General features: G+C 50.3%; 21 protein-coding genes. 4 read left to right on the forward strand and 17 right to left on the reverse strand.

Annotated features, from left to right (window positions below; all coding sequences use genetic code 11):
- Positions 1 to 119: 119 nt before the first annotated feature.
- Complete coding sequence (locus MJ769_RS05175) at positions 120 to 440, reverse strand: c-type cytochrome (protein ID WP_239234906.1); 321 nt, start codon at positions 438 to 440, stop codon at positions 120 to 122.
- A 397-nt stretch (positions 441 to 837) separates the two neighbouring features.
- On the opposite strand from MJ769_RS05175, the gene MJ769_RS05180 reads away from it, so the two are divergent.
- The 3 genes from MJ769_RS05180 (at position 838) to MJ769_RS05190 (ending at position 3,590) form a co-directional block, all read left to right on the forward strand.
- Positions 838 to 1,017, forward strand: coding sequence for a hypothetical protein (locus tag MJ769_RS05180; RefSeq protein WP_239234908.1), 180 nt, complete (start codon positions 838 to 840; stop codon positions 1,015 to 1,017).
- Between the two features lie 972 nt (positions 1,018 to 1,989).
- Complete coding sequence (locus tag MJ769_RS05185; protein ID WP_239234910.1) at positions 1,990 to 2,979, forward strand: PEP-CTERM sorting domain-containing protein; 990 nt, start codon at positions 1,990 to 1,992, stop codon at positions 2,977 to 2,979.
- 104 nt (positions 2,980 to 3,083) lie between these two features.
- Complete coding sequence (locus tag MJ769_RS05190) at positions 3,084 to 3,590, forward strand: hypothetical protein (protein WP_239234912.1); 507 nt, start codon at positions 3,084 to 3,086, stop codon at positions 3,588 to 3,590.
- Between the two features lie 56 nt (positions 3,591 to 3,646).
- On the opposite strand, the gene MJ769_RS05195 is transcribed toward MJ769_RS05190, so the two are convergent.
- From MJ769_RS05195 to arsS, 11 genes are all read right to left on the reverse strand, one after another.
- Positions 3,647 to 3,820 (reverse strand): diguanylate cyclase domain-containing protein, encoded by a 174-nt coding sequence (locus MJ769_RS05195; protein ID WP_239234914.1) that lies wholly within the window; start codon positions 3,818 to 3,820, stop codon positions 3,647 to 3,649.
- A 34-nt stretch (positions 3,821 to 3,854) separates the two neighbouring features.
- Complete coding sequence (locus tag MJ769_RS05200; protein ID WP_239234916.1) at positions 3,855 to 4,907, reverse strand: methyltransferase domain-containing protein; 1,053 nt, start codon at positions 4,905 to 4,907, stop codon at positions 3,855 to 3,857.
- A 103-nt stretch (positions 4,908 to 5,010) separates the two neighbouring features.
- A complete protein-coding gene (gene gnd / locus MJ769_RS05205) occupies positions 5,011 to 6,021 on the reverse strand; it encodes a phosphogluconate dehydrogenase (NAD(+)-dependent, decarboxylating) (protein WP_239234917.1) in 1,011 nt (336 codons plus the stop codon).
- Positions 6,022 to 6,146: 125 nt separating this feature from the next.
- On the reverse strand, positions 6,147 to 7,154 hold the full coding sequence (gene glk / locus MJ769_RS05210) for a glucokinase (protein ID WP_239234919.1): 1,008 nt from the start codon (positions 7,152 to 7,154) through the stop codon (positions 6,147 to 6,149).
- Position 7,155: 1 nt separating this feature from the next.
- Positions 7,156 to 8,661, reverse strand: coding sequence for a glucose-6-phosphate dehydrogenase (gene zwf / locus MJ769_RS05215; protein WP_239234921.1), 1,506 nt, complete (start codon positions 8,659 to 8,661; stop codon positions 7,156 to 7,158).
- 70 nt (positions 8,662 to 8,731) lie between these two features.
- The gene (gene tal / locus MJ769_RS05220; protein WP_239234923.1) at positions 8,732 to 9,682 is read right to left on the reverse strand and encodes a transaldolase; all 951 of its coding nucleotides are present in this window, start codon (positions 9,680 to 9,682) and stop codon (positions 8,732 to 8,734) included.
- Positions 9,683 to 9,754: 72 nt separating this feature from the next.
- The gene (locus MJ769_RS05225) at positions 9,755 to 10,513 is read right to left on the reverse strand and encodes a DUF3047 domain-containing protein (protein ID WP_239234925.1); all 759 of its coding nucleotides are present in this window, start codon (positions 10,511 to 10,513) and stop codon (positions 9,755 to 9,757) included.
- Positions 10,510 to 11,208 carry a TIGR04282 family arsenosugar biosynthesis glycosyltransferase gene (locus MJ769_RS05230; protein ID WP_239234927.1) on the reverse strand — a complete coding sequence of 233 codons (699 nt, stop codon included), beginning with the start codon at positions 11,206 to 11,208 and terminating at the stop codon, positions 10,510 to 10,512. The genes MJ769_RS05225 and MJ769_RS05230 overlap by 4 nt, the downstream gene beginning before the upstream one ends.
- Positions 11,121 to 11,795 (reverse strand): TIGR04283 family arsenosugar biosynthesis glycosyltransferase, encoded by a 675-nt coding sequence (locus MJ769_RS05235; RefSeq protein WP_239234929.1) that lies wholly within the window; start codon positions 11,793 to 11,795, stop codon positions 11,121 to 11,123. The genes MJ769_RS05230 and MJ769_RS05235 overlap by 88 nt, the downstream gene beginning before the upstream one ends.
- A gap of 3 nt (positions 11,796 to 11,798) precedes the next feature.
- Positions 11,799 to 13,949, reverse strand: coding sequence for an FAD-dependent oxidoreductase (locus tag MJ769_RS05240; protein WP_239234930.1), 2,151 nt, complete (start codon positions 13,947 to 13,949; stop codon positions 11,799 to 11,801).
- Complete coding sequence (gene arsS, locus MJ769_RS05245) at positions 13,946 to 14,923, reverse strand: arsenosugar biosynthesis radical SAM (seleno)protein ArsS (protein WP_239234931.1); 978 nt, start codon at positions 14,921 to 14,923, stop codon at positions 13,946 to 13,948. Before arsS ends, MJ769_RS05240 begins: the two co-directional genes overlap by 4 nt.
- Before the next feature lie 358 nt (positions 14,924 to 15,281).
- Between arsS and MJ769_RS05250 the strand changes: the two genes are divergently transcribed.
- Positions 15,282 to 16,382, forward strand: a complete 1,101-nt coding sequence (locus MJ769_RS05250) for a GGDEF domain-containing protein (RefSeq protein ID WP_239234932.1) — start codon at positions 15,282 to 15,284, stop codon at positions 16,380 to 16,382.
- Between the two features lie 315 nt (positions 16,383 to 16,697).
- On the opposite strand, the gene MJ769_RS05255 is transcribed toward MJ769_RS05250, so the two are convergent.
- The 5 genes from MJ769_RS05255 to MJ769_RS05270 all read right to left on the reverse strand — a co-directional run bounded on the left by MJ769_RS05255 (position 16,698) and on the right by MJ769_RS05270 (position 20,213).
- Complete coding sequence (locus MJ769_RS05255) at positions 16,698 to 17,621, reverse strand: ion transporter (protein ID WP_239234933.1); 924 nt, start codon at positions 17,619 to 17,621, stop codon at positions 16,698 to 16,700.
- Positions 17,622 to 17,888: 267 nt separating this feature from the next.
- Positions 17,889 to 18,014, reverse strand: a complete 126-nt coding sequence (locus MJ769_RS14705) for a rhodanese-like domain-containing protein (protein WP_445083070.1) — start codon at positions 18,012 to 18,014, stop codon at positions 17,889 to 17,891.
- Positions 17,983 to 18,285, reverse strand: a complete 303-nt coding sequence (locus MJ769_RS05260; RefSeq protein ID WP_239234934.1) for a hypothetical protein — start codon at positions 18,283 to 18,285, stop codon at positions 17,983 to 17,985. Before MJ769_RS05260 ends, MJ769_RS14705 begins: the two co-directional genes overlap by 32 nt.
- Before the next feature lie 428 nt (positions 18,286 to 18,713).
- A complete protein-coding gene (locus MJ769_RS05265; protein WP_239234935.1) occupies positions 18,714 to 19,085 on the reverse strand; it encodes a nuclear transport factor 2 family protein in 372 nt (123 codons plus the stop codon).
- 138 nt (positions 19,086 to 19,223) lie between these two features.
- Complete coding sequence (locus MJ769_RS05270; RefSeq protein ID WP_239234936.1) at positions 19,224 to 20,213, reverse strand: hypothetical protein; 990 nt, start codon at positions 20,211 to 20,213, stop codon at positions 19,224 to 19,226.
- Positions 20,214 to 20,382 lie beyond the last annotated feature (169 nt).

Raw genomic sequence — 20,382 nt, forward strand, 5'->3', positions numbered from 1 at the left:
CGAAATGGGACGCGCTCCATTCATCAGAAATATTGGATTTTTAGAGGTGCCCTTAAGTTGAGCAAGTTAAATTTTAATTGACGTGCTACTTACTGCTTTAGCACGGTGCAATTTCAATCTTATTTAGCCAAGCCAGCTATAAACTTTGAGAGAGACTGGATTTCAGCATCATTTGCGCCCAAACCTCTGGCTGGCATATTCCCATATTCCCAGCCAAACGAACCACCCATGGTAATGCTAGCAGCGATTTTTTTTGATGCATCTTTATCGCCCTTGAATTTCTCAGAAATTTCCATGAAAGACGGCGCCATGGTAGCTTTGTCGATGCTGTGGCACGCACCACATTTAGCCTTACCTTCTGCCGGCATATCTCCTGCAAGTGCGAAACCTGAAACAACTAAGCCTGCTGTCGCAACCATGCTTACAATAATAGAATTCATATTTCCTCCGTTCAAAAAATTATTGATTAAATCACCAAATGAATATTCTAAACAAATATGTCTTTGCGCACATGATTTCCTCGAAAAACCCTTTGAGTAGTAGACGGGGTCAGATCTGAATGGCACTTACTTAAGCCAAGTACATTGAAAAAAGAGTAACTTGCAGATAATAATGACCGGAAAATCACCTAAGAAGCCAGCGATTTATTGCCGTATAACTCAGTTCTAAATTGTACCAAGTGTTTTTTGTCCAGTTCTTTAATTACGTAACTTACTGTTTTATTTATGTATCAATCCTTAAGTAAGTGCCATTCGAGTCTGACCCCATTTCACTACCATTTCACTACCCCATTTCACTTACACCAAAAACGGCAACCGCTACCTGGCGTGGGCTTTTGTGGAAGCGGCCAATTTCGCGATACGCTACAACGAGGCGGCAAAGAAATTTTATCAGCGTAAGAAAGCCAAGCGTAACGGCGTGGTCGCGATCAAGGCGATCGCCCACAAGCTGGCCAGAGCGTGCTATCACATGCTAAAGACAGGAGCGCTATTTTCAGTGGAGCGTTGCTTCACTTAATGATTGGCAACGGTCGGTGAGCCAGGATTAGGGGTTGGACAACGAGCCACCAGAACTGATTGGACACCGGTCGTTTGCCATCACAACACGTTTGCAGGAAATGGATCGTCCGGGTCGCGAGCCACAAGGGGTTGGAACCAGCAATGGTAGCCACAGATCTGCCCAACAATTGGACGCGAGACGGTACCGAGATGCTTCTGGGACAGTTTGACTGTCAGGGCGAAACGAGCAACACCACTTTCGCTTGATCCACATGGGTGACTGGTGCGATTCACGCAACCACACGATGAAGCAAAGGGCGCGAAACCGTTTTGCAAAATAAAGGTGATGGCCAGAGCAGTAAATTTTTATCGCGGCTGTTTGCGAGTATTTTTTTGCGCTCTTGACTTAGGGGAGGCTAATGGGTGACCCCGTGCGCCTGCGAGCATTTTTAGGGTGGTTAACTGGAATACGAAATTTGCCGAGGCTGCAGAATAGATAATTTGTAGTCGAATTCAACGACGAGGACCTGGCAGACCTTCCAAGAAGGTTAATGTGGTGAGGAGGGGGGATAAATAAATCTGTCACCTTCTGTTTTTTTAAGAAAATAAACTGTAGTGTCGAAATATATTACATTTCCTCCGTTGCTCAAGATCGTATTGTTTTCAATTAAAGGTCAGGTTCTGGGGATGCAACACTCAATTATCAGTAATTAAGTCCTATGTTTCCAGAGCAATTATGCTAGTTGTGACCCTAATAGCTGCATGCTAGAAGATAAATTGCAGTGTCGAAATATTTTACACCCACTACGTTTTTCAAGAACGCTATATTTTTAACTATATGTAAATAAAAGATTATTATTTTACGGTATGATTCTTGCTTATGTTTTTCTATTCTTGCTTATGCGTTGTCCTAGACATAAAGTCAAACAATAACTTTTATAAAAAAATGGGTTGTATCCCTATAATTAATCTGAAAAAGGAGCTTTACATTATGTCATTTAACCGTTTTGTGCGCACAACAGCCGGGAGCAGTTTGCTAGCTGCTTGTCTAACCTTTAGTCCCGTCACCCACGCTGGTCTCATGTTCAACTTCACCTTCAGTGGTGCATTCCTTGATGTGTCGAGTGGTGCCGCTCGACAGGGAGCAATGATCAATGCGGGCAACCTTTTCTCGACGATGTTCGGCAGTCATTTTACCAATATGGCTACACTTGATTTTAATGCTTCTGGTTCTGACAATCCGGGTTCCAGCACTCTGGCATCTGCGGGCTCTAACGCAATAATAGCAGCAGGCTTTGGAGCTGGTGAGGTCGTCCTCAATAAACTATTGAGTAATGGTGCCATCGATCTGAACGGTGCAGATGCTGATGGCAACGTGGATGTGAATTTCGGTGCTGCCTGGGAATTGGATCCAAATGTGAATCCCGTTGGCCCAGCCCAATTTGACTTTTTTGCAGCCATATTTCACGAACTCACTCATGCTTTGGGATTCTCTAGCGGCATCACTCCGGCCGGTGACGACGGGGATGGCAATGGCAACAATGGGTCTGCAGGAACATGGTCAAAATTTGACCAGTTCATGACAAATTGTGGCTCAGGAAGTCTTATTAATTCAGGAAACTTCCAAACGAATCAAGGTGTGTATGACGCTGCCAAGACCACGGGCATGTGTTTCAATGGTGCCAACGCCTTGGCAGCTAACGGGGGTAACCAGGTTGATCTGTATGCTCCCAATCCATACAGCCAAGGTAGCTCCGGCTCTCACCTCAACACCGATAACCCCGCCTACGCTGCTTCCATGATGAAACACAACCGAGATTTCGGTAACGAAGCACGTAACTACAGCGCGATTGAGATTGGTATTTTGGCCGATCTCGGTTATACACGGGTTACGGCGAATAATGTACCAGAGCCTGGTACGCTGGCACTTTTTGTTGGTGCCGCTATTGCCGGTTTTATGGCAAGACGCCGTAAGTCTTGATGCCAGACCACTTCAGTAATATAAATTTCCGGAAACGGAACCTCTTCATTTTATTTGAAGAGTCTGTATTATTGAAGTTGCTCAAGTTATTGATTATCTTCCTGATGATGACTATAGGTGGTTTGGTAGGGAGCAGCGTGATCGCCGCAGAGACTAGCGTCGGGCTTGCTTCTCCTCCAGCAGAATACCGTCTCGACGATGTCCGTGTTCTTTTGACGCGACATCCGGGTATGCGCAAAGCGCCAATTCAGCAAATAGAACTCTCAGGCAAGGGTAACGCCACACTGAAGCGGGATTCCACTTCAGTGTCATTTCAATACAAGACACCGCAATTGCTGGATCTTCTAAACAAACTTTACAGCATTCGATTCTTCGAGCTACCTGCATCCTATTTCGTGCAACGTTCAATTTTTCTCAAGGATGACGGCTCTATTGGTACGCAGATTCGTAGAATGATGGATGCACCGAGCTCAAGCATTTGCTTCACTGTGAGCACCTACGAAAAATGTGTATCGTATGGCGCTGACGGTCCACACGAGTTGCGATCTATTGAGCAACACTTATTTTCAGAAGCAGAGTATTTAACCAAGTCCGGCGTGCCAGCCAAATAAGCTCATTAGTCTAGAAAAACGAAGGCGCTGTATGAGTTTTTCGACGACAGCCAATGTTACGGAGTTTGTGCCACCTGATTACGTCCTTTATGCTTGGCTTGAGAAAGAGCTTGATCGGCGGATTCAATAAGGTTTGCGGATGTTGTATTTATATCCGTCATTTCAGTAACGCTGACGCTTACCGTAACCTGACGTTTTTTCCAAACCGCGCTTTCAATGCCGCGCCTCAATCTTTCTGCTACAACGAATGCGCCTTGCACTGGCTTAGCAGCAACTGGCAGCGACAGTATTTTCAGATTGCGCGCTTTCAGATTGTGCAAAAGGCATGTCATTGCCGCATCCGGCAAAAATGCCGTAGTGCTGGCTAAAGTCGCCGATGAACTCGAAGTGTTCTTTGAAGCGGGAGTCATGCAGCATGTGCCAGGTATTGCCACACACAGGGAATATGCGCCCGGCTTCGATATCATGGTGGCTGTCCAGAACAAAGCGATGCGGGTGATCGGGTATCGTGCCGCGATAAATTACCGCTTGGCCGTAATCTTCGCAGGCGGGCTCCAGGCTATCCAGTTTGAACAATCTGTAAGTGGCCGAGAAAAAGCGGATGTTGCCGACCCGCTCAGCCAGCTTGGCATCGGTAATGTCGAGCGGCTTGTCTTCAACCAGCCTGGGATCGGCAAATTTATGGCGTTTGGCAAGATTAATGAAATCGTTCCAATACAGCGCACCACCCAGACATTCTCCATACAGCACCGGATCGTTGCGCACCGCATCCGGCACTCTGCGGTCGGCATAGACATCGGAGAAATAGAATTCGCCGCCCGGTTTGAGCAAGCGATGCACTTCGCGCAGTACCGCATCCTTGTCCGGCGAAAGATTGATCACGCAGTTCGACACGATGACATCAAAGCTGCCGCTTTCCAACCCAAGCTCATCGAGCTTCTCGATGTAGCCTTGTTTGAAAATGACGTTGTCGAAACCGAACGCCTCGGCGTGATAGGCGCAATAACTTTCCGCAACGGCAAGCTGCTCCTCGGTCATATCCACACCGACCACCTGACCACTCGCGCCCACCAGTTGCGCCAGCGCATACACATCACGCCCGGATCCGCTGCCCAGATCGAGAATGCGGCAGCCTTCCAGCAGCGGTGGACAAACCAAACCGCAGCCGTAATAGCGTGACATCACTTCAGGATGAATGCGCGCCAGCAGCGGTTTGAGCCAGTCCGGCACTTGAGACGCATCGCAGCAGGCAGAGGTTTTCAGGTCACCGGAAGTTTGCAGTTGCTTGCCGTAATAGTCTTTAACAATTTCATACATGATCAATGCTCTTATGTAATTTGGGATAGGGTTTGGTCGTATGTTCAAACATTTTTACTCAAGCATTCAAAAAGCCTGAAGCAAGGTATTGGAAAATTGCCGTCTATTTTTTTTCATGATGCCCACCGAATTCATAGCGTAAGGCAGATAATAATTTATTACCGTAATCCGCTTCTCCGCGCGAATTGAAGCGATCAAATAAAGCGGCGGTGAGTACCGGTGCGGGTGTACCTGACTCGATGGCGGCGATGCTGGTCCAGCGTCCTTCGCCGGAATCCGACACTTTGCCACCGAACTTTTGCAGGTTTGGGTCGGCTTGCAACGCGTGCGCGGTCAAATCAAGTAACCAGGAACTCACCACGCTACCACGCCGCCACAGCTCGGCCACTTCGGCCACGTTGATGTCGTAGCGGAACGCTTCCGGCTCGCGTAACGGTGTGGTCTCGGCATCTTTCTCGTGTGACACACCACCTACATTGGCATGACGCAGCAGATTGAAGCCTTCGGCATAGGCGGCCATCATGCCGTATTCAATACCATTGTGAACCATCTTGACGAAGTGCCCGGCACCCTCGGGGCCGCAGTGCAGATAACCCATCTCGGCCGTGCTAGGCTGGCCGCTGAGCCCTTCGGTGCGCGGCGCGGTTTCCACACCCGGCGCCAGTGCGGCAAAAATAGGTTGCAAGCGCGCTACCGTTTGCTGCTCGGCACCAATCATCAGGCAGTAACCGCGCTCTAGTCCCCAAGTCCCGCCGCTGACGCCCACATCCGCATAATGGATGGACTGCGCTGACAGGCTCTTGGCGCGGATGATATCGTCCTTGTAATAGGAGTTGCCGCCATCAATGATGATGTCGTCCGCGCTAAGCAGCGGAGAAAGTTCTGCGATGCTGGCATCGACCACCGCCGCCGGTAACATCAGCCAGATGGCGCGCGGTGTACTTAATTTATTCACAAAGTCCTGCACGCTGTCAGCGGGTGTCATGCCTTCTTTTGCCATTGCCTGCACCGCTTCGCTGCTGCGATCGAACACCACACATTGGTGTCCGGCGCGGCTCAAACGGCGCACCATGTTTGCACCCATACGCCCCAACCCTATCATTCCGATCTGCATTATTTACTCCTTCAATAAAATAAATTTTCCTGCGGCATGGGGTTGCGCTCCCATTCAATACGATCCGGCATACCCTGTCTCCAGACATACGGTTTGTGCCAAGATATTCGGCACGGTGACAGTTATTAGGCCAACATGCCTGCCTGTTGTACGGCGAACAAAGCCGGACCATACAGTGCAGCGCGATCATTCAGGATTACCTTGACCGGTATCGCTGCCAGTAGCGGTCGCCTCCGCCCTTTGTCAAGAAAGGCTTCGAGGAAACCCCCTGCCTGCAACAGCGGTAGTATTTTCGGCGCGATGCCACCGCCAATATACAGGCCGCCACGGCTCATCACCTTGAGTGCTAGATTACCGGCTTCCGCGCCATATAAGCTGACGAATAATTCCATCGTTTCCACGCATATCGCATCACTGCCTGCCAGTGCCGCAGCGGAAATAGCCGCTGCCGTATCCGTGCCGCTCATTTCTTCTGCCAGCCATGCCGGTGTTGATACATGCCGGTAGTCCAGCAGGAATGCATACAGATCAAGCAACCCCATGCCGGAAACGACACGCTCCCAACTGACATGCCCTCTGCCTTGCTGATGATGGTGTTGCTGCAAATAATTCAACAAGTCAAATTCCAGCGCATTGCGCGGGCTGAACGTGGCATGTCCACCTTCCGAGGCAAAGGGGCGATGGGATAGGCCGTCCCAATACAAACCTGCTTCACCCAACCCCGTCCCGGCAGCGATCACCGCCGCATTACCCTGGGCATCGGGCGATCCCGCTTGCAGTGTCAAGAAATCAACATCGCCTAACGCAGGCAAACCGTAAGCCGTGGCCTCCAAATCATTCAGCAGATGGCAGTGCAAAAAACCGAAGCGTTGGCACAGCGCGGCAGCATCAATCCGCCAAGGCAAGTTAGTCGCTTGCGCCACACCGCCCTGTACCGGCCCGGCAATGCCGAAAACCGCATTTTCAACGTTATTGCCCGCTGACAAAAAGTCATCCAGCAACGTTTCAAAATCGTCATGGCTTTGGCTGGCATAACTATGTTCGCGGTGGGTTACAACGTGACTACCGTTCACCTCGACTAACGCCAAACGGGTCTTGGTACCACCGATATCGCCGGTCAGGAATGGTCTCATTTTAATATGCCTCCAGTTTGCCGCCTTCCGGACTCAAGGAATGGCGCCAGAATTGATCTTCACGATCGAACAGGCGGTAGGTGCCGCGCGGCCCCCAGCTACCTGCGGGATAGGTGTTAATAAAGCTGCGCTCCATCGACCACACCTTGAGCACCGGATCAACCACGCGCCAAGCTGCCTCGACTTCGTCGATGCGCAAGAACAGCGAATGGTCGCCGAGGATGACATCGAGGATCAACCCTTCGTAAGCATCATAATCTTCCTCTCCATCTTTGTGATAAGTCGCATCTAAACTAATGGTGCGCGTTTGCACATCCAGCCCCGGCACCTTGACCTGCAACTCCATTTTCAGGCAATCGTCTGGCTGGATGCCAAGCATAATCCAGTTTGGCTGCGGCGGACCTTTACGGGTGTGGCGCAGCAAATCTTGCGGCGGCTCTTTGAAGCGGATGCAGATCGCCGAGCTACCCTCCGCCAAGCGTTTGCCGGTGCGCAAATAGAATGGAACGCCAGCCCAGCGCCAGTTGTCGATAAACAGTTTCATTGCCGCATAAGTTTCGGTGGTGCTGTCCGGTGCGACATTCTTCTCTTCCAGATAACCGGGCACGGTCTTGCCATCGATTACACCACCGGCGTATTGGCCGCGAAAAGCATGGGCGTGTACCGCGTTCTGGGTGATGGGACGGATGGCTTTCAGTACTTTTACTTTTTCGTCGCGCAAATGCTCCGCTGACATACTCAACGGTGGCTCCATCGCCACCAGCGACAGCAGTTGCATCAGATGGCTCTGCACCATGTCGCGTAGCGCGCCTGCACCTTCGTAGTAATCGGCGCGTCCTTCCACACCCAGCGTCTCGGAATGGGTGATCTGCACATGATCGATGTAGTGGTTTCTCCACAACGGTTCCAGCAGCAGGTTTGCGAAGCGAAACACCATGATGTTCTGCACCGTGCCCTTGCCGAGGTAGTGATCAATGCGATAGATCTGCGGTTCTTCGAGATGGCGATAGAGACTGGCTTGTAAGATCTGAGCGGAAAGCAGGTCGTAACCGAACGGTTTTTCAATCACCACGCGACGCCAGCCGTTGTGTTGTTTCAACAATCCGACGTTGCCTAGCTTGTCCACGATGCCGGGGTAATCAGCGGGGCGCACCGCCATGTAATACACCACATTTGGTGGGAATTTAGGGTCGTCGTTCAATAAGGTTTGTAGTCGCGCATAAGCATCCTCATCACCGACTGGGATGGCGAAATAATACAGGCGTGCGCAAAACCGTTGCAGTGCCGCTTCGTCAATTTTCGCACCATGCAGTTCACGCAAGATGTCATGTACAAAATCCAGCCATTGTTCAGAAGTGTAGTGGGTAATATCGCAACCCATGATGATCAAGTGGTCAGGCAGACGTTTCAGGATTTCCAGATGAAATAAAGCTGGAATCAGTTTGCGTCGGCTCAGGTTCCCACCGGCACCAAAAAAAACCAGCGTACAAGGATCCAGAGTTTTCATGTGGCCTATCCTTTTAAGTGATATATGACTTGTAAATCCGGCAAGCCGGAACGGTCGGTTCGTCGCTTCCTTAAAATTTTGCTGCCAGTGTTTTTTCCAGTTTGATCTGATCCACGGTAAAACCGCGTATGCCTTCTGCCAGCTTTTCTGTGGCCATGGCGTCCGCGTTTATATCCCAGCGGAATGTCGCTTCGGACATGGGGGGCGGTTGCGGTTCGGTCGCTCCGGTATCGTTCAATTGGCGTACCAGTTCACCTTGCGTGGCTTGCAGTTCCTCCAGCAAAGAGGGCGCGATGGTGAGGCGGTCACAGCCGGCCAGCGCCAAAATTTCGCCCATGTTGCGAAACGACGCACCCATAACAATGGTCTTATAACCGTGCATCTTGTAATACGCATATATTTTGCGCACCGACTGTACGCCAGGATCCGCTTCCGCCTCAAAGTCATGTCCGCTTTTAGCCTTGTGCCAATCAAGAATGCGTCCAACGAACGGGGAGATCAGTGTCACGCCTGCCTCTGCACAGGCGCGAGCCTGGGCGAAACCGAACAGTAGGGTGAGGTTGCAGTTAATGCCTTCGCGTTCAAGGATTTCCGCAGCACGTATACCTTCCCAAGTGGAGGCGATCTTGATCAGCACGCGATCGTTGGGTATGCCTGCTGCATTGTAAAGACTGATCAGCTTGCGAGCCTTGTTCACCGTGGCTGTGGTGTCGAAGGAAAGCCGTGCATCCACTTCGGTCGAAATGCGTCCTGGAATGTGCTTGAGTACTTCCACGCCGACATCTACCGCCAGTCTGTCCATGGCATCGTGCGCCTGCTGCTCATGATCTTTGCTTTGTGATTTGGCCCAGACGATGGCATTTTCGATGAGCGGGACGTATTCCGGCAGTGAGGCAGCTTTGAGCAACAATGAAGGATTGGTGGTGGCATCCTGCGGCTGGTGATGGTGAATCGCCTCGATATCGCCGGTATCTGCCACGATGGTGGTCATGGATTTCAACTGTTCCAGTAAATTGTTCATGTTTTTCCTCTTGGCAAGTAACTAAGTGAAACTGACTATTGCTACCCTACTGCTGGGTACAATCTATATGGGTCAGGGCTTGACTGCAACATTCTCTGTAAAACATGTTGCCTTTTTTTCAATAAACTGAAAATCAGCGAAACCGGCATGAGCACGTTCCCCAGTATTGTCGGTGTCAGATGCAACGGAGAGCTGAATCAGGCGCGCCTGCTCTGTTCCGAACTCAGTAATCATGTCTTTCTGTACATCGTGCCGTGCAACAACCCATTTTCCTGCATTAGCAGTACCGGATTCGGCCACAATCATGCGAGTACGGTCGGTATAGGCATTGGGTTTACGCGTACCGACTGGATAACGGTTGTCCCACACATAATTGATCGCGGCATCGGGCACCGCATCACCATAGATACTGCGCGCCAGTTTGAGCTTGACGCGTGTCATAAAACTCAGCGCAGATGCAGGCATGGCAAACGAGACATACACGCGCGCGGCATAATCATCTCCTTCTTTGGTGGCCATGTCGGCCTTGACTAACGGGGCATCCACGCGCCAGCGCCAGCACAGCACCGGCGTGCGATTCAAATCGACCTCGACCGGTCGCGCCAGCAGCGCCATACTTTGCTCGGCGGTGGCTTCGATGGCCAATATATCGTCCCATCGGGTAACGCGGTATCGGGTGGGCGATACTTTGCTATTGAGTTGCACCACTTGCCACGGAGACGGGACATCCGCAGACTCTTTGGTGAAATGATCGAGCCTGATTTTATCGCTTGCTTGCGCTAGTAAAGAGAGAGTTGACCCTATCAGTAGCGCTAAGTTTCGTAATGTCATGGAGCCTCTATGTCTGGTAGTAAGTATTTCAAATCTTCCGGCGTATCCACATCGTGCAACAATTGCCCCACATGCAGCGACCAGCCAAGTTGCTCGATGCGCGTGATAGTGGTGCTGGCAACTGTATCGGTGCTCCACGGCATGTCAATGAAGGGAGCGGCACTGTAGTGCTTGAGCCCCAGTAGCGCATAGCCACCATCGGCGGTGCAATAAATGACTGCATCGTGTTCGTGCAATGATAGAGCAGCCTCCCGCAGCAAGGTGGTGGACATTTCTACGCAGTCTGTACCAATCAATAAAACGCAATCATTATTTTCAAGGACGCGCTTTGAGGCACGCGCCAGTCGGGCACCGAGATCACCCTCGCCTTGATCGGTAATTTCTATACCAGCCGGCAATACAATGCCCTGCCAAGCGCTATCGTCAATTTTGGGCGTACTGCATAGCTCGACCGTGCCGATATCAGCAGCCAGCGCTTGGAACAAAGTGTTGGATAGCATTTGCTGCGCCAGTTCGGCCGCTGCCTCAGCTCCCAGCAAGGGAATCAGGCGCGTCTTGACGAAACCGGGCTGCGGGGCTTTGGCAAAGACAATAATGCGGGTGGATATCATCGGTACAATTTTACCAGCTCGCTCGCATCCATACCGCGCCAATATGCCCAGCGCAAACGCCACATCAGCAGGATAGTGCGCCACACTCCGCGCGTCTCCCAGCGCCGACCGGATGTCGTCACACAATGCGCGATGCAGGCAGGACGCGATAACGTCAGTAACCGTTTGCTCAATTCCACATCCTCCATTAACGGCTGATCAGGAAATCCCCGCAAGTGCGCAAACATATCACGCCGCACGAATATAGCCTGGTCGCCGGTGGCGATTCCGGTCAAGCGCGAGCGCCAATTCATCAAGCGAGCAACCACGCGCAACATAAAGGGACGACCGGTAATACACACATCGAAACGCCCCCAGCAATGCACTTTATTTGCCAAAGCTTGCTCGATGTGGCGAGCTGCACCCTGTGGCAAGCGCGAGTCGGCATGCAGGAACAACAACACATCACCGCTGGCCTGCGCTGCACCAACATTCATTTGATTTGCTCTGCCACGAGTAGTGCGTAATGCAGTGAATCCGGCCACCTCAGTCAGCATTGCTGACCCATCTGTACTTCCGCCATCGACAAATATGATCTCGCAACCGGCTCGCTGGTAAGGCAGCAAGTGCGCGAACAATTCCGGCAATTGCTCCACTTCATTAAGTATTGGCACGATGATGGACAAACGCATCGTTCAGCCTCGTTTCCATGTGTGATAGCGCTTTAGCCAGGCCAGCACTTTTTGCGGCGCATGGGCGCGTTTCCATTCTCCAGCCGCGTATTTGTTCGCTTCAGCCAGAGTCGGATAAATGTGGATGGTGCCGAGTATCTTGTTCAGCCCCAGTCCGTGTTGCATTGCTAATACGAATTCGACTAGCAAATCGCCAGCGTGCTCGCCAACGATGGTGACGCCGAGGATCTTGTCCTTGCCGGGCACGGTCAACACCTTGACGAAGCCATATGCTGTGCCATCGGCAATGGCGCGATCGAGTTCGTCTATGCCGTATTTCACTACTTCATAAGCGATGCCTTGCTCGCGCGCTTCCTGTTCGTTGAGCCCGACGCGCGCGACTTCCGGATCAATGAAAGTTGACCAAGGCACTACTGAATAATCCGCCTTGAATTTCCAGAAGTCACCAAACAGCGCGTTCACTGTCGCATACCATCCTTGGTGGGCGGCGGTATGGGTAAATTGGTAAGGCCCGGCCACATCACCCGCCGCAAAAATGTTGGGATATATGGTTTCCAGATAGTCGTTGGTTACCACGGTGCGCTGGGTTTCAATCCCCAGTTCTTCCAGGCCATAACCTGTCAGTCGCGCCACGCGGCCTACCGCACACAATAGCGCGTCGAACTCGATGCGGCGCGATTTGCCATCCTGTTCAACCACAATGTATTTGTGTCCGTCTTCCTGCTCGCAGCGCACAGCCTTATGGTCGATCAGCACGTCCACCCCGTCTGCGGTGAGCGATGCGCGTGCCAACTCGGAGACTTCGCTATCTTCGCGAACCATGATGCGCGAACCCTTCTCGATCTGGGTGACGTGCGATCCCAATCGCGCGAAACTCTGTGCCAATTCACAACCGATTGGGCCGCCGCCCAACACCACAAGGCGCGCGGGTGCCGTGTCAAGTTTGACGAATTCGTCCCACAACGTGTCACTGGTGACGTAGCCTACCTCATCCAAACCGGGCAGCGGCGGCACGAAAGGCCGCGCGCCAGTGGCAATAATGATGCTGCGCGTGGTGAGTACTTGAATTGCGCCATCGTTCAGCTTTACTTCCACCGTCCACGGGTCGGTAATGCGCGCATAGCCTTGCAATACTTCCACGCCCAGGCCGGTAAAGCGTTCTACGCTGTCGTGTGGTGCCACGGTGCGGATTACCTCATGCACACGCGCCATCACTTTTCGAAAACTGAACTTTGCCTCGTTCGTCTCCAGCCCATAATGATCAGCGTGACGTATTTGATGCGCCAGCTTGGCACTTTTGATCAATGCCTTGCTCGGCACGCAGCCGTAGTTGAGGCAATCGCCCCCCATCTTGTTCGCCTCGATCAGCGTCACCTTGGCATTGACTACCGACGCGATATAGGAAGATACCAGCCCACCCGCGCCGCCGCCAATCACAATCAGATTGCGGTCGAATTGTGCGGGGCTATTCCACTTGGCATAAACACGGCGGCGTTGCAGCCAGGCCGTGATTTTTTTGGCGATCATCGGAAAAACTCCCAACAGTAAAAACGAAAACAATAATCCCGGCGACAGGATGCCGGACAGGCTTTGTAATTGCGCGAGTTGTGTCCCCGCATTCACGAACACCAATGTGCCCGCCAGCATTCCCACCTGGCTGACCCAATAGAAGGTGCGGGTGCGCATCGGCGTCAGCCCCATCAATAGATTGACGAGAAAAAATGGAAACACGGGAATCAAGCGCAGGGTAAACAAATAGAGCGCGCCATCTTTGGCTATTCCGTTGTTAATTGCTTTCAACTTGTCGCCGAAGCGTTGTTGCACAGTGTCGCGAAACACAAAGCGTGAAGCGAGGAAAGCCAAGGTCGCGCCGATGCTGGACGCGAATGACACCAACAGCGTACCCATCACCAACCCAAATAACGCACCCATGGCCAGGGTCATGATCAATGCGCCGGGCAAGGAAAGCGCAGCGACGATTACATACAGCGCAAAACCGACTGCCGCGACCATCCATGGTGACTGCGCCTTGAGCGCGGCAAAATCATGCTGGCTCTGCTTGAGCGATTCCAGCGTCAAAAAGCGTCCCAGATCGAAGGCAAAGAAGCTGACGACCAGCACGAGAATCAGCAGAGCGAGTAATGCGCGCTTCATGTGACAAGGCTTCCTTCTTCTTTCAATGCGCCTCCACAACTGCTTCCTTGTCCGGCAGTGCAGCCGTAGCAATGTCCGGCAACCCGGATCGGATGGCCTTGCAAATCTTGCAGCAGCAAATCACGCAAATGCGGACGACCTTGGCCGGGGGTGGCCAGTTCCAGCTGCTGGTTAAAATCGCAATCGAAAAGAAACCCCTGCCAACCCACGCTGACCAAGTTGCGGCACATCACTGTGTCGAGATTGGCAGCGGCGAAATTTTCTTTCAGTAGGCGCAGGTAATCGTTGAACTGGCCTTTGGAGACCAACATGGAACCGAAACGCTGGATCGGCATATTAGTGATGGCAAAAAGCTGGTTGAATACGATGCCAAAATGCTCGAACAGCTCGCGCTTGTAATCGGCTTGCAACGCAGCTTGATCTGGCGGCAGCGCGGCACCCTGCGGATTGAATACCAGATTCAGCGTCAGGCCGCTGCCAGGCTGCCCGTAACCCAGTGCATTGAGCTTTTGCATTGCAGCGATACTCTTGTCGAACGTGCCCTTGCCGCGCTGCTTGTCCACATTGTCCAGCGAGTAACAGGGCAGCGAGGCGACGATCTCGACCTGTTGCGCGGCGAGAAATTCGGCGAGATCTTCCTGTCCCGGCTCGAACAGAATGGTGAGGTTGCAACGATCAATCACCTTGCAGCCTTGCGCGCGAGCAGCGCGTACCAGATCACGAAAACCCTCATGTAATTCCGGCGCGCCGCCCGTCAGATCGAGCGTGTGCAAGTCACGCGCCGCCAACACCTGCGGAATCAGCGCCAGTGTTGCACTATCCATCATCTCGGTACGATTCGGTCCGGCATTCACATGGCAATGCACACAAGTCTGGTTGCACTTGTAGCCCAGATTAACTTGCAAAATCTCCAGTGTACGACGACGCAGGGCGGGGAATTCAGTGGCTTGTAGCAAAGGCAGAGTGGCGTGCATGGCTTATTCCTGTGAAATATTTGGTCTACCGCAATTGCACCAGACCGACAGTGTAATGTGTTCCTGAGTGGTAGTCGTCCCGGAAACCTGAATACTTACAAAGTAAAACCTGCAACCTGTCGAGCTTATCCACAGCTTTGTTGTGCACTTCATCGCTACAATATCCCGTCAGTTTTCATACTGCACAGATGATCTGTTTTCTACCGGCTCTAACACTTTAGGCAGCACAGTATCAGCAATGTTATGATTCCAAGTCAATTGAATAGAGCAGCTACAGTGTTAGTGCATTTGGCATTTTGACGGCATGCCAGAAAAAAATGATGGATCATTCAAACCCTAAAATGAGGTTATTCCCAGAATGAACGCTGAACCCACATCTATCTGTGTTACGTACGGATTTGACGATAAACGTATCCGAGAAACCATTTTGGCGTTTGACATCCATCCCGAGTATGGTGATCTCGCAGAGCGAATTCGCAGGGAAGTCATCGGAGACAAGGTCGAGGAGCTTGTAAATGCCTGCTTCGGCGTATTGGCACGTTTTAGGGAGTTTTCCCTGATCGAACCAAAATTAGATGTGTCGGTCTTCAAGCAAATTTGGGCCGACCAGTTGCGGCGCTTCGGCCAAGGATTGGGTACGCCTGACTATTTTGCGGAGCGCCTTGCTCTTTCAACTACTCATGCTCATAGCGGACTTTCGATGAGCGTTCTTCACTTGCAGAACCAAATCACGCAACAGATTTTAGTCGAGCGCCTAATTGCCTGTTTTTTGAACGCCCCCAAGACTATTTGGATACTGATGCCTTGCATCCTGAAGTTCACCGCTTTGGATTTGCACTTGACAATAAAGGGTTACCATCTGAATGATTGTGAGGATCAGCATAAAGAGATAGAAGAATTACGGGTTGAATCAGCCAAGCTGTTGCAAAAAGTAGCAACTGATCAACTCACTGGTGTGATGAGCTACAGTCATGTGATGGAAGCACTTGAAAGCCACGTGAATAGCGCAGCTAAAACAGGAAAGACGCTGTGCGCCATGATGATTGATCTGGATTTTTTCAAGAGGGTTAACGATACCCATGGACATTTGGTCGGTGACATCGTTCTCAGGCTTACTGCGGAGCGCATCAAGGCGGCAGTACGAGATTTCGATATGGTAGGGCGTTTCGGGGGAGAGGAATTCACAGTCATTCTGGCGAATGCTGATATGGCATTGGCCATGATCATCGCCGAAAGGATTCGTCAGGATGTCGCGGAATCCCCATTCCATGCAAAGGGGCACCTTATCGAGTTGACCATCAGTATCGGGGTGGCGATGTTGAGGCCGGGCGAAACCAGGGAAGCTATACTGGAGCGTGCTGATGTAGCTTTGTACGAGGCTAAACAAGAGGGACGCAACCGAGTGGTAGTGGCTGAAGACCTTGAACAGGCAGTAAGCGCTCAGGAGAGTAACGGGTAACACCAAGCGCGGTAGGTTGTGCTGAATGAAATGAAGCCCAACATTACAGGTGGGTTAAGTCTTGAAATATTGCATTTTGCTTTGCCTCTCGAAGTCACATGACGCAACCCGCCGGCTAAATTTATTCTAAGTGATTTTGCCATAAGTGCCAGTTTTGCAATGCCTGACTCTGTTGCCTACTGCGTGCCGGAAAATCGAAGTCCGATTATTGTCTAATCATTAGAAAATGGGCGCACCCATAACCATAACAAATAAGGCTAGCCCGCTTGGACTGAATTGAATTTTGGGCATTGCCGTGTGGTGTTCGATGAATGTTTATGTTTCGCGTTTGCTTAATTCTTGGCGAACTTTATCCATCATCTTTTCTTTTTCCTCTGTGGAAAGATTGAATGCTCTACCAAGCTGGTCAAGGATTTGATCTTCTTGGGGGGAGATTACGCCGTCGACAAAAGCCTTGCGAAGCTCCGTTTCAAAAATAACTCTACGTCTTGCCATCTGGTTTGCAAATGCCGAAGCCACGATACCGGTTAGGATGGCAACAGTGCATACGCCGAGAAATGCGGTAAAAAGCGATATGACACGGCCAAACCATGTCACTGGCGTAAAATCACCATACCCAACCGTGGTCAGCGTGATTATTGCCCAGTAAATTGCGTCGGGAATGGAAGCGAATATCTCTGGTTGTGCTTCATGTTCAGCATAATACATAAGTGAAGAAGTAATTAAGACTGTAATCAGCAACAGGTACAAAGTTGCGGCAAATGAGCGCCGCTCTTCATAAATAGCCTGCACCAGGTCTTCTATTGCGGTGCTGTAATGTGAGATCTTGAACACACGAAGCAGTCGAACCGCACGGATAACACGCAAATCCAGACCGGGCATGAGCATTTGCAAAAAGTAGGGTGCCAAAGCTACTAGATCGATCAAACCATAAAAACTCAGGATATAGGCTTTGCGGCCACGCCACGAATTACCTTGGCCCGATGGAAGGCTGGCTCCGTTCGCCCAGATTCGTAGCAGGTACTCGATAGAAAACAAGATGATGCTGAATAACTCGAAAAGTTCGAAATAGATACGCCACTGTTGATATAGGGTATTTACGGATTCAAGCACGACAGCAACGATGTTAAGCAAGACTACCGTGGAGACCAGAATGGTGCATAACTTCGCGGCAAGATCCTGCTTAACCTCGCTTTCGAGTATTTGATACAGTCGAACTTGTATGGGGCGAAGGTTCATATATGACTTTCTCATTTGCCCGGTTGGGCTGAATGAAATGAAGCCCAACCTCTCACTCACGTGGCAGGTACGAAGGTGCTTGCCTTTTTAGTCGCTACGAGAACCCGGCCTTATGTGCTCCGCCACATCGGCACATCGGTAACGCATCTATTCACCCATTCTCATGTAATGTTGGACTTCATTTCTTCAGCCCAACTTACCGGAATATCAAGCTGTAATGAGCTAGATGCATTTGCTCATTAACGCCTAACGAAGACACTGCTTCACTTAATTAATAGTCGTCCTTAGCTTGCGAGCATCATTAATGCCGCCCACATTCTGTACATTGGTATAGCCGGCATTCCTTAAAGCAGACAATGCTTTACCCGCCCTTACACCACCACGACAATACAATCGAATATCTGTATCTTTGATCAGGATAGAGCTTGCTTACTCCTGCCACTATATCCGAGTGTGATATGCGGATATCACCTTCAATATTGTCAATTTTATTTTCAAGTACACTCCTAACGTCAATCCAAACCGGATCTGCATAGGATATTGAGCTAAATAGTATTCCTACAATTAATGTAACCGCACGTATTATCGCTTGCACTTTCATACCTAATCCTCCTGAAAAGGAAATATTCACGCTGCCCAACATAACATCAGGAAACATTTTCATAAGCCAGCATTGAAGCAGTAGTCTACAGTACAGCACGGTCTTAGTGGATATCAAAGCATGTAAGCGTTTACCAACGCTATTCACATCACCCTGAAGCTTTCGAATGGGTCTTGGCATATTGATAGGCGACTATAGTAAAAATATTTTATCAATGCTTGACCCCTTTATTCAGTGTCTCCAAGTAACGGCAGCGGTCCCCCGCCATGAGAGATGAATAGGGCTTTTGGACTGTGATTCATCGCTGCTCTCCTTTAGATTGTTAACGCCGCAAGCACGCGCGCACTAACGTCGCCGTAGCTTGCCTTGTTAATATGAGAGTTGGGAGTTCAAAATCATACATGTGCTTCGGCCTCTGCTGCTAAGTTATCCATAGGCAGTGCAATTACATCCGGTGCAGCGCCTTGTTGGGCAGCTTATGGAATGGTCGGCTACATACCCGCATCGTAGAAAAACTCCTCGCGTACGATCTTTCCGTTATGAACGGAATAGAGGCCCACTTCGTCCAACTTCATTCTCATTCCCGAGGGCTTGTTCGTCACGTCATACTGGAATCCGACCACAAACCGGTCTCCATGCGGCCAAGGGCCGGTGACCGCGGCGGAATGGATCTCGTGATTAGCAACCCACCACTCGCCTTTCCCTTTTACAGCCGCGAGTCCTTTCACTTCCTGCTGCGCGCCCGGCATTTCAACCGCTTCCACACTGACGACGTCATCCGCGAAGAGCGTGCTCAGTGCTTCCAAGTTTTTCCCTTGTTTGCAAAGCTCCACTAGCTTCTTGGCAATCTCCATTGTATTCATGTCATTTCCTTTTGGTTCGTAAATGCGACACACGTCGCTCGTTCTACTCTACTAGCACTCGACTACGAGTGCTAGTTCTAACTTCGTGCTATGGGACAAACCGAAGCGTAGCGTAGGTTTGTCCCATACGGCGTTTTGTTAATGTTCGTTTTCTCGATCATCAAGGTTCTCTATTAGCAATTCGCAGGATGAATAAAAATAGCTTGGCTGACTAGATTTCATAATAGATGAGTAGGCGTTCTTAGGCTTTTCGTTTTTCTTGAATTCGACCTTGAGTCGCAATGAGTGATAAAGCTGCTCATCCAAATACAGCTGCATGGGTGAATGGACACCTGATTTAATTGCCGCTTTCGCAGAACGTTCGATAGCAAGAAGTTCAGCAAAAGGCACGCCCAAGCTATTCAAACAAACATGATTTTTATTTTTTGATATATGAAGCAATGGTTCGCCATAGTACTCATTGTAGCCCTGGGTAAGAACTGCATAAATCGGCAGACCAAGTACTTCCTGGTAAATGCGATCAAGTTCTTTTATTACATGGAGTATTTTTTCGGGCTTGTATGAGCATTGGATACCTTTATGAAAATATCCAACGTCCCAATTGGTTTTGAGTATCAGGCTGTCAGCAAACGAAATGAAGGAAATTTCGCTTTCCTTATCTGCCAGCTCATCTATTCTGTCTCTTAACTCTATCAGCTTATCTTTATTAAGGGCGTTGTCTCTTATCGCATTTTTAACACCGATAGCGTCTACCAACGCAAAGACAGAATATTCTCGCAGGTGAAGATGCTCCAGCCATTCGTGATCAACAAATATATAGGGCTTAATATCATACTGCCAGCAGCTCACACATATCTTGATTATGTCTCTTGGTAGGGTTATTGAAACCTCATGAAACCGCGTGAACGTATTGGGATACCAAGATAGATCAAGAGAATTGCTGTTTATTTTTCTGACTGCAACCGGGCTTACATAGCCGACCTCATAAGGGTTACATTCTTCTCTCCGAAGCATCTTTCTAAGCGCTTCATCAAACTCCTCCATGTAGATTTCGCTCATAAGTAAGCAATCCCTATCCAGAGGAATTTCTTCAAAAGGGTATTTGTCTATATCGTCATTTTCAAACAATACTCATATCTCCGACAAGAACATTAACGCTGGAATTAAGTGGTAGCGCAGCCGTCCGCTTGGATGACTAGTTGGACGAAGCCGCTACGCGGAGGAAACTCAAACTGCGATGCCACGCTTTATGATGCATCTTAGTCCCGTCGATTTCTGAGCACATATGGCTAGAGGA

The organism is Candidatus Nitrotoga sp. BS, from assembly GCF_927797785.1.
Classification (GTDB): Bacteria; Pseudomonadota; Gammaproteobacteria; order Burkholderiales; family Gallionellaceae; genus Nitrotoga.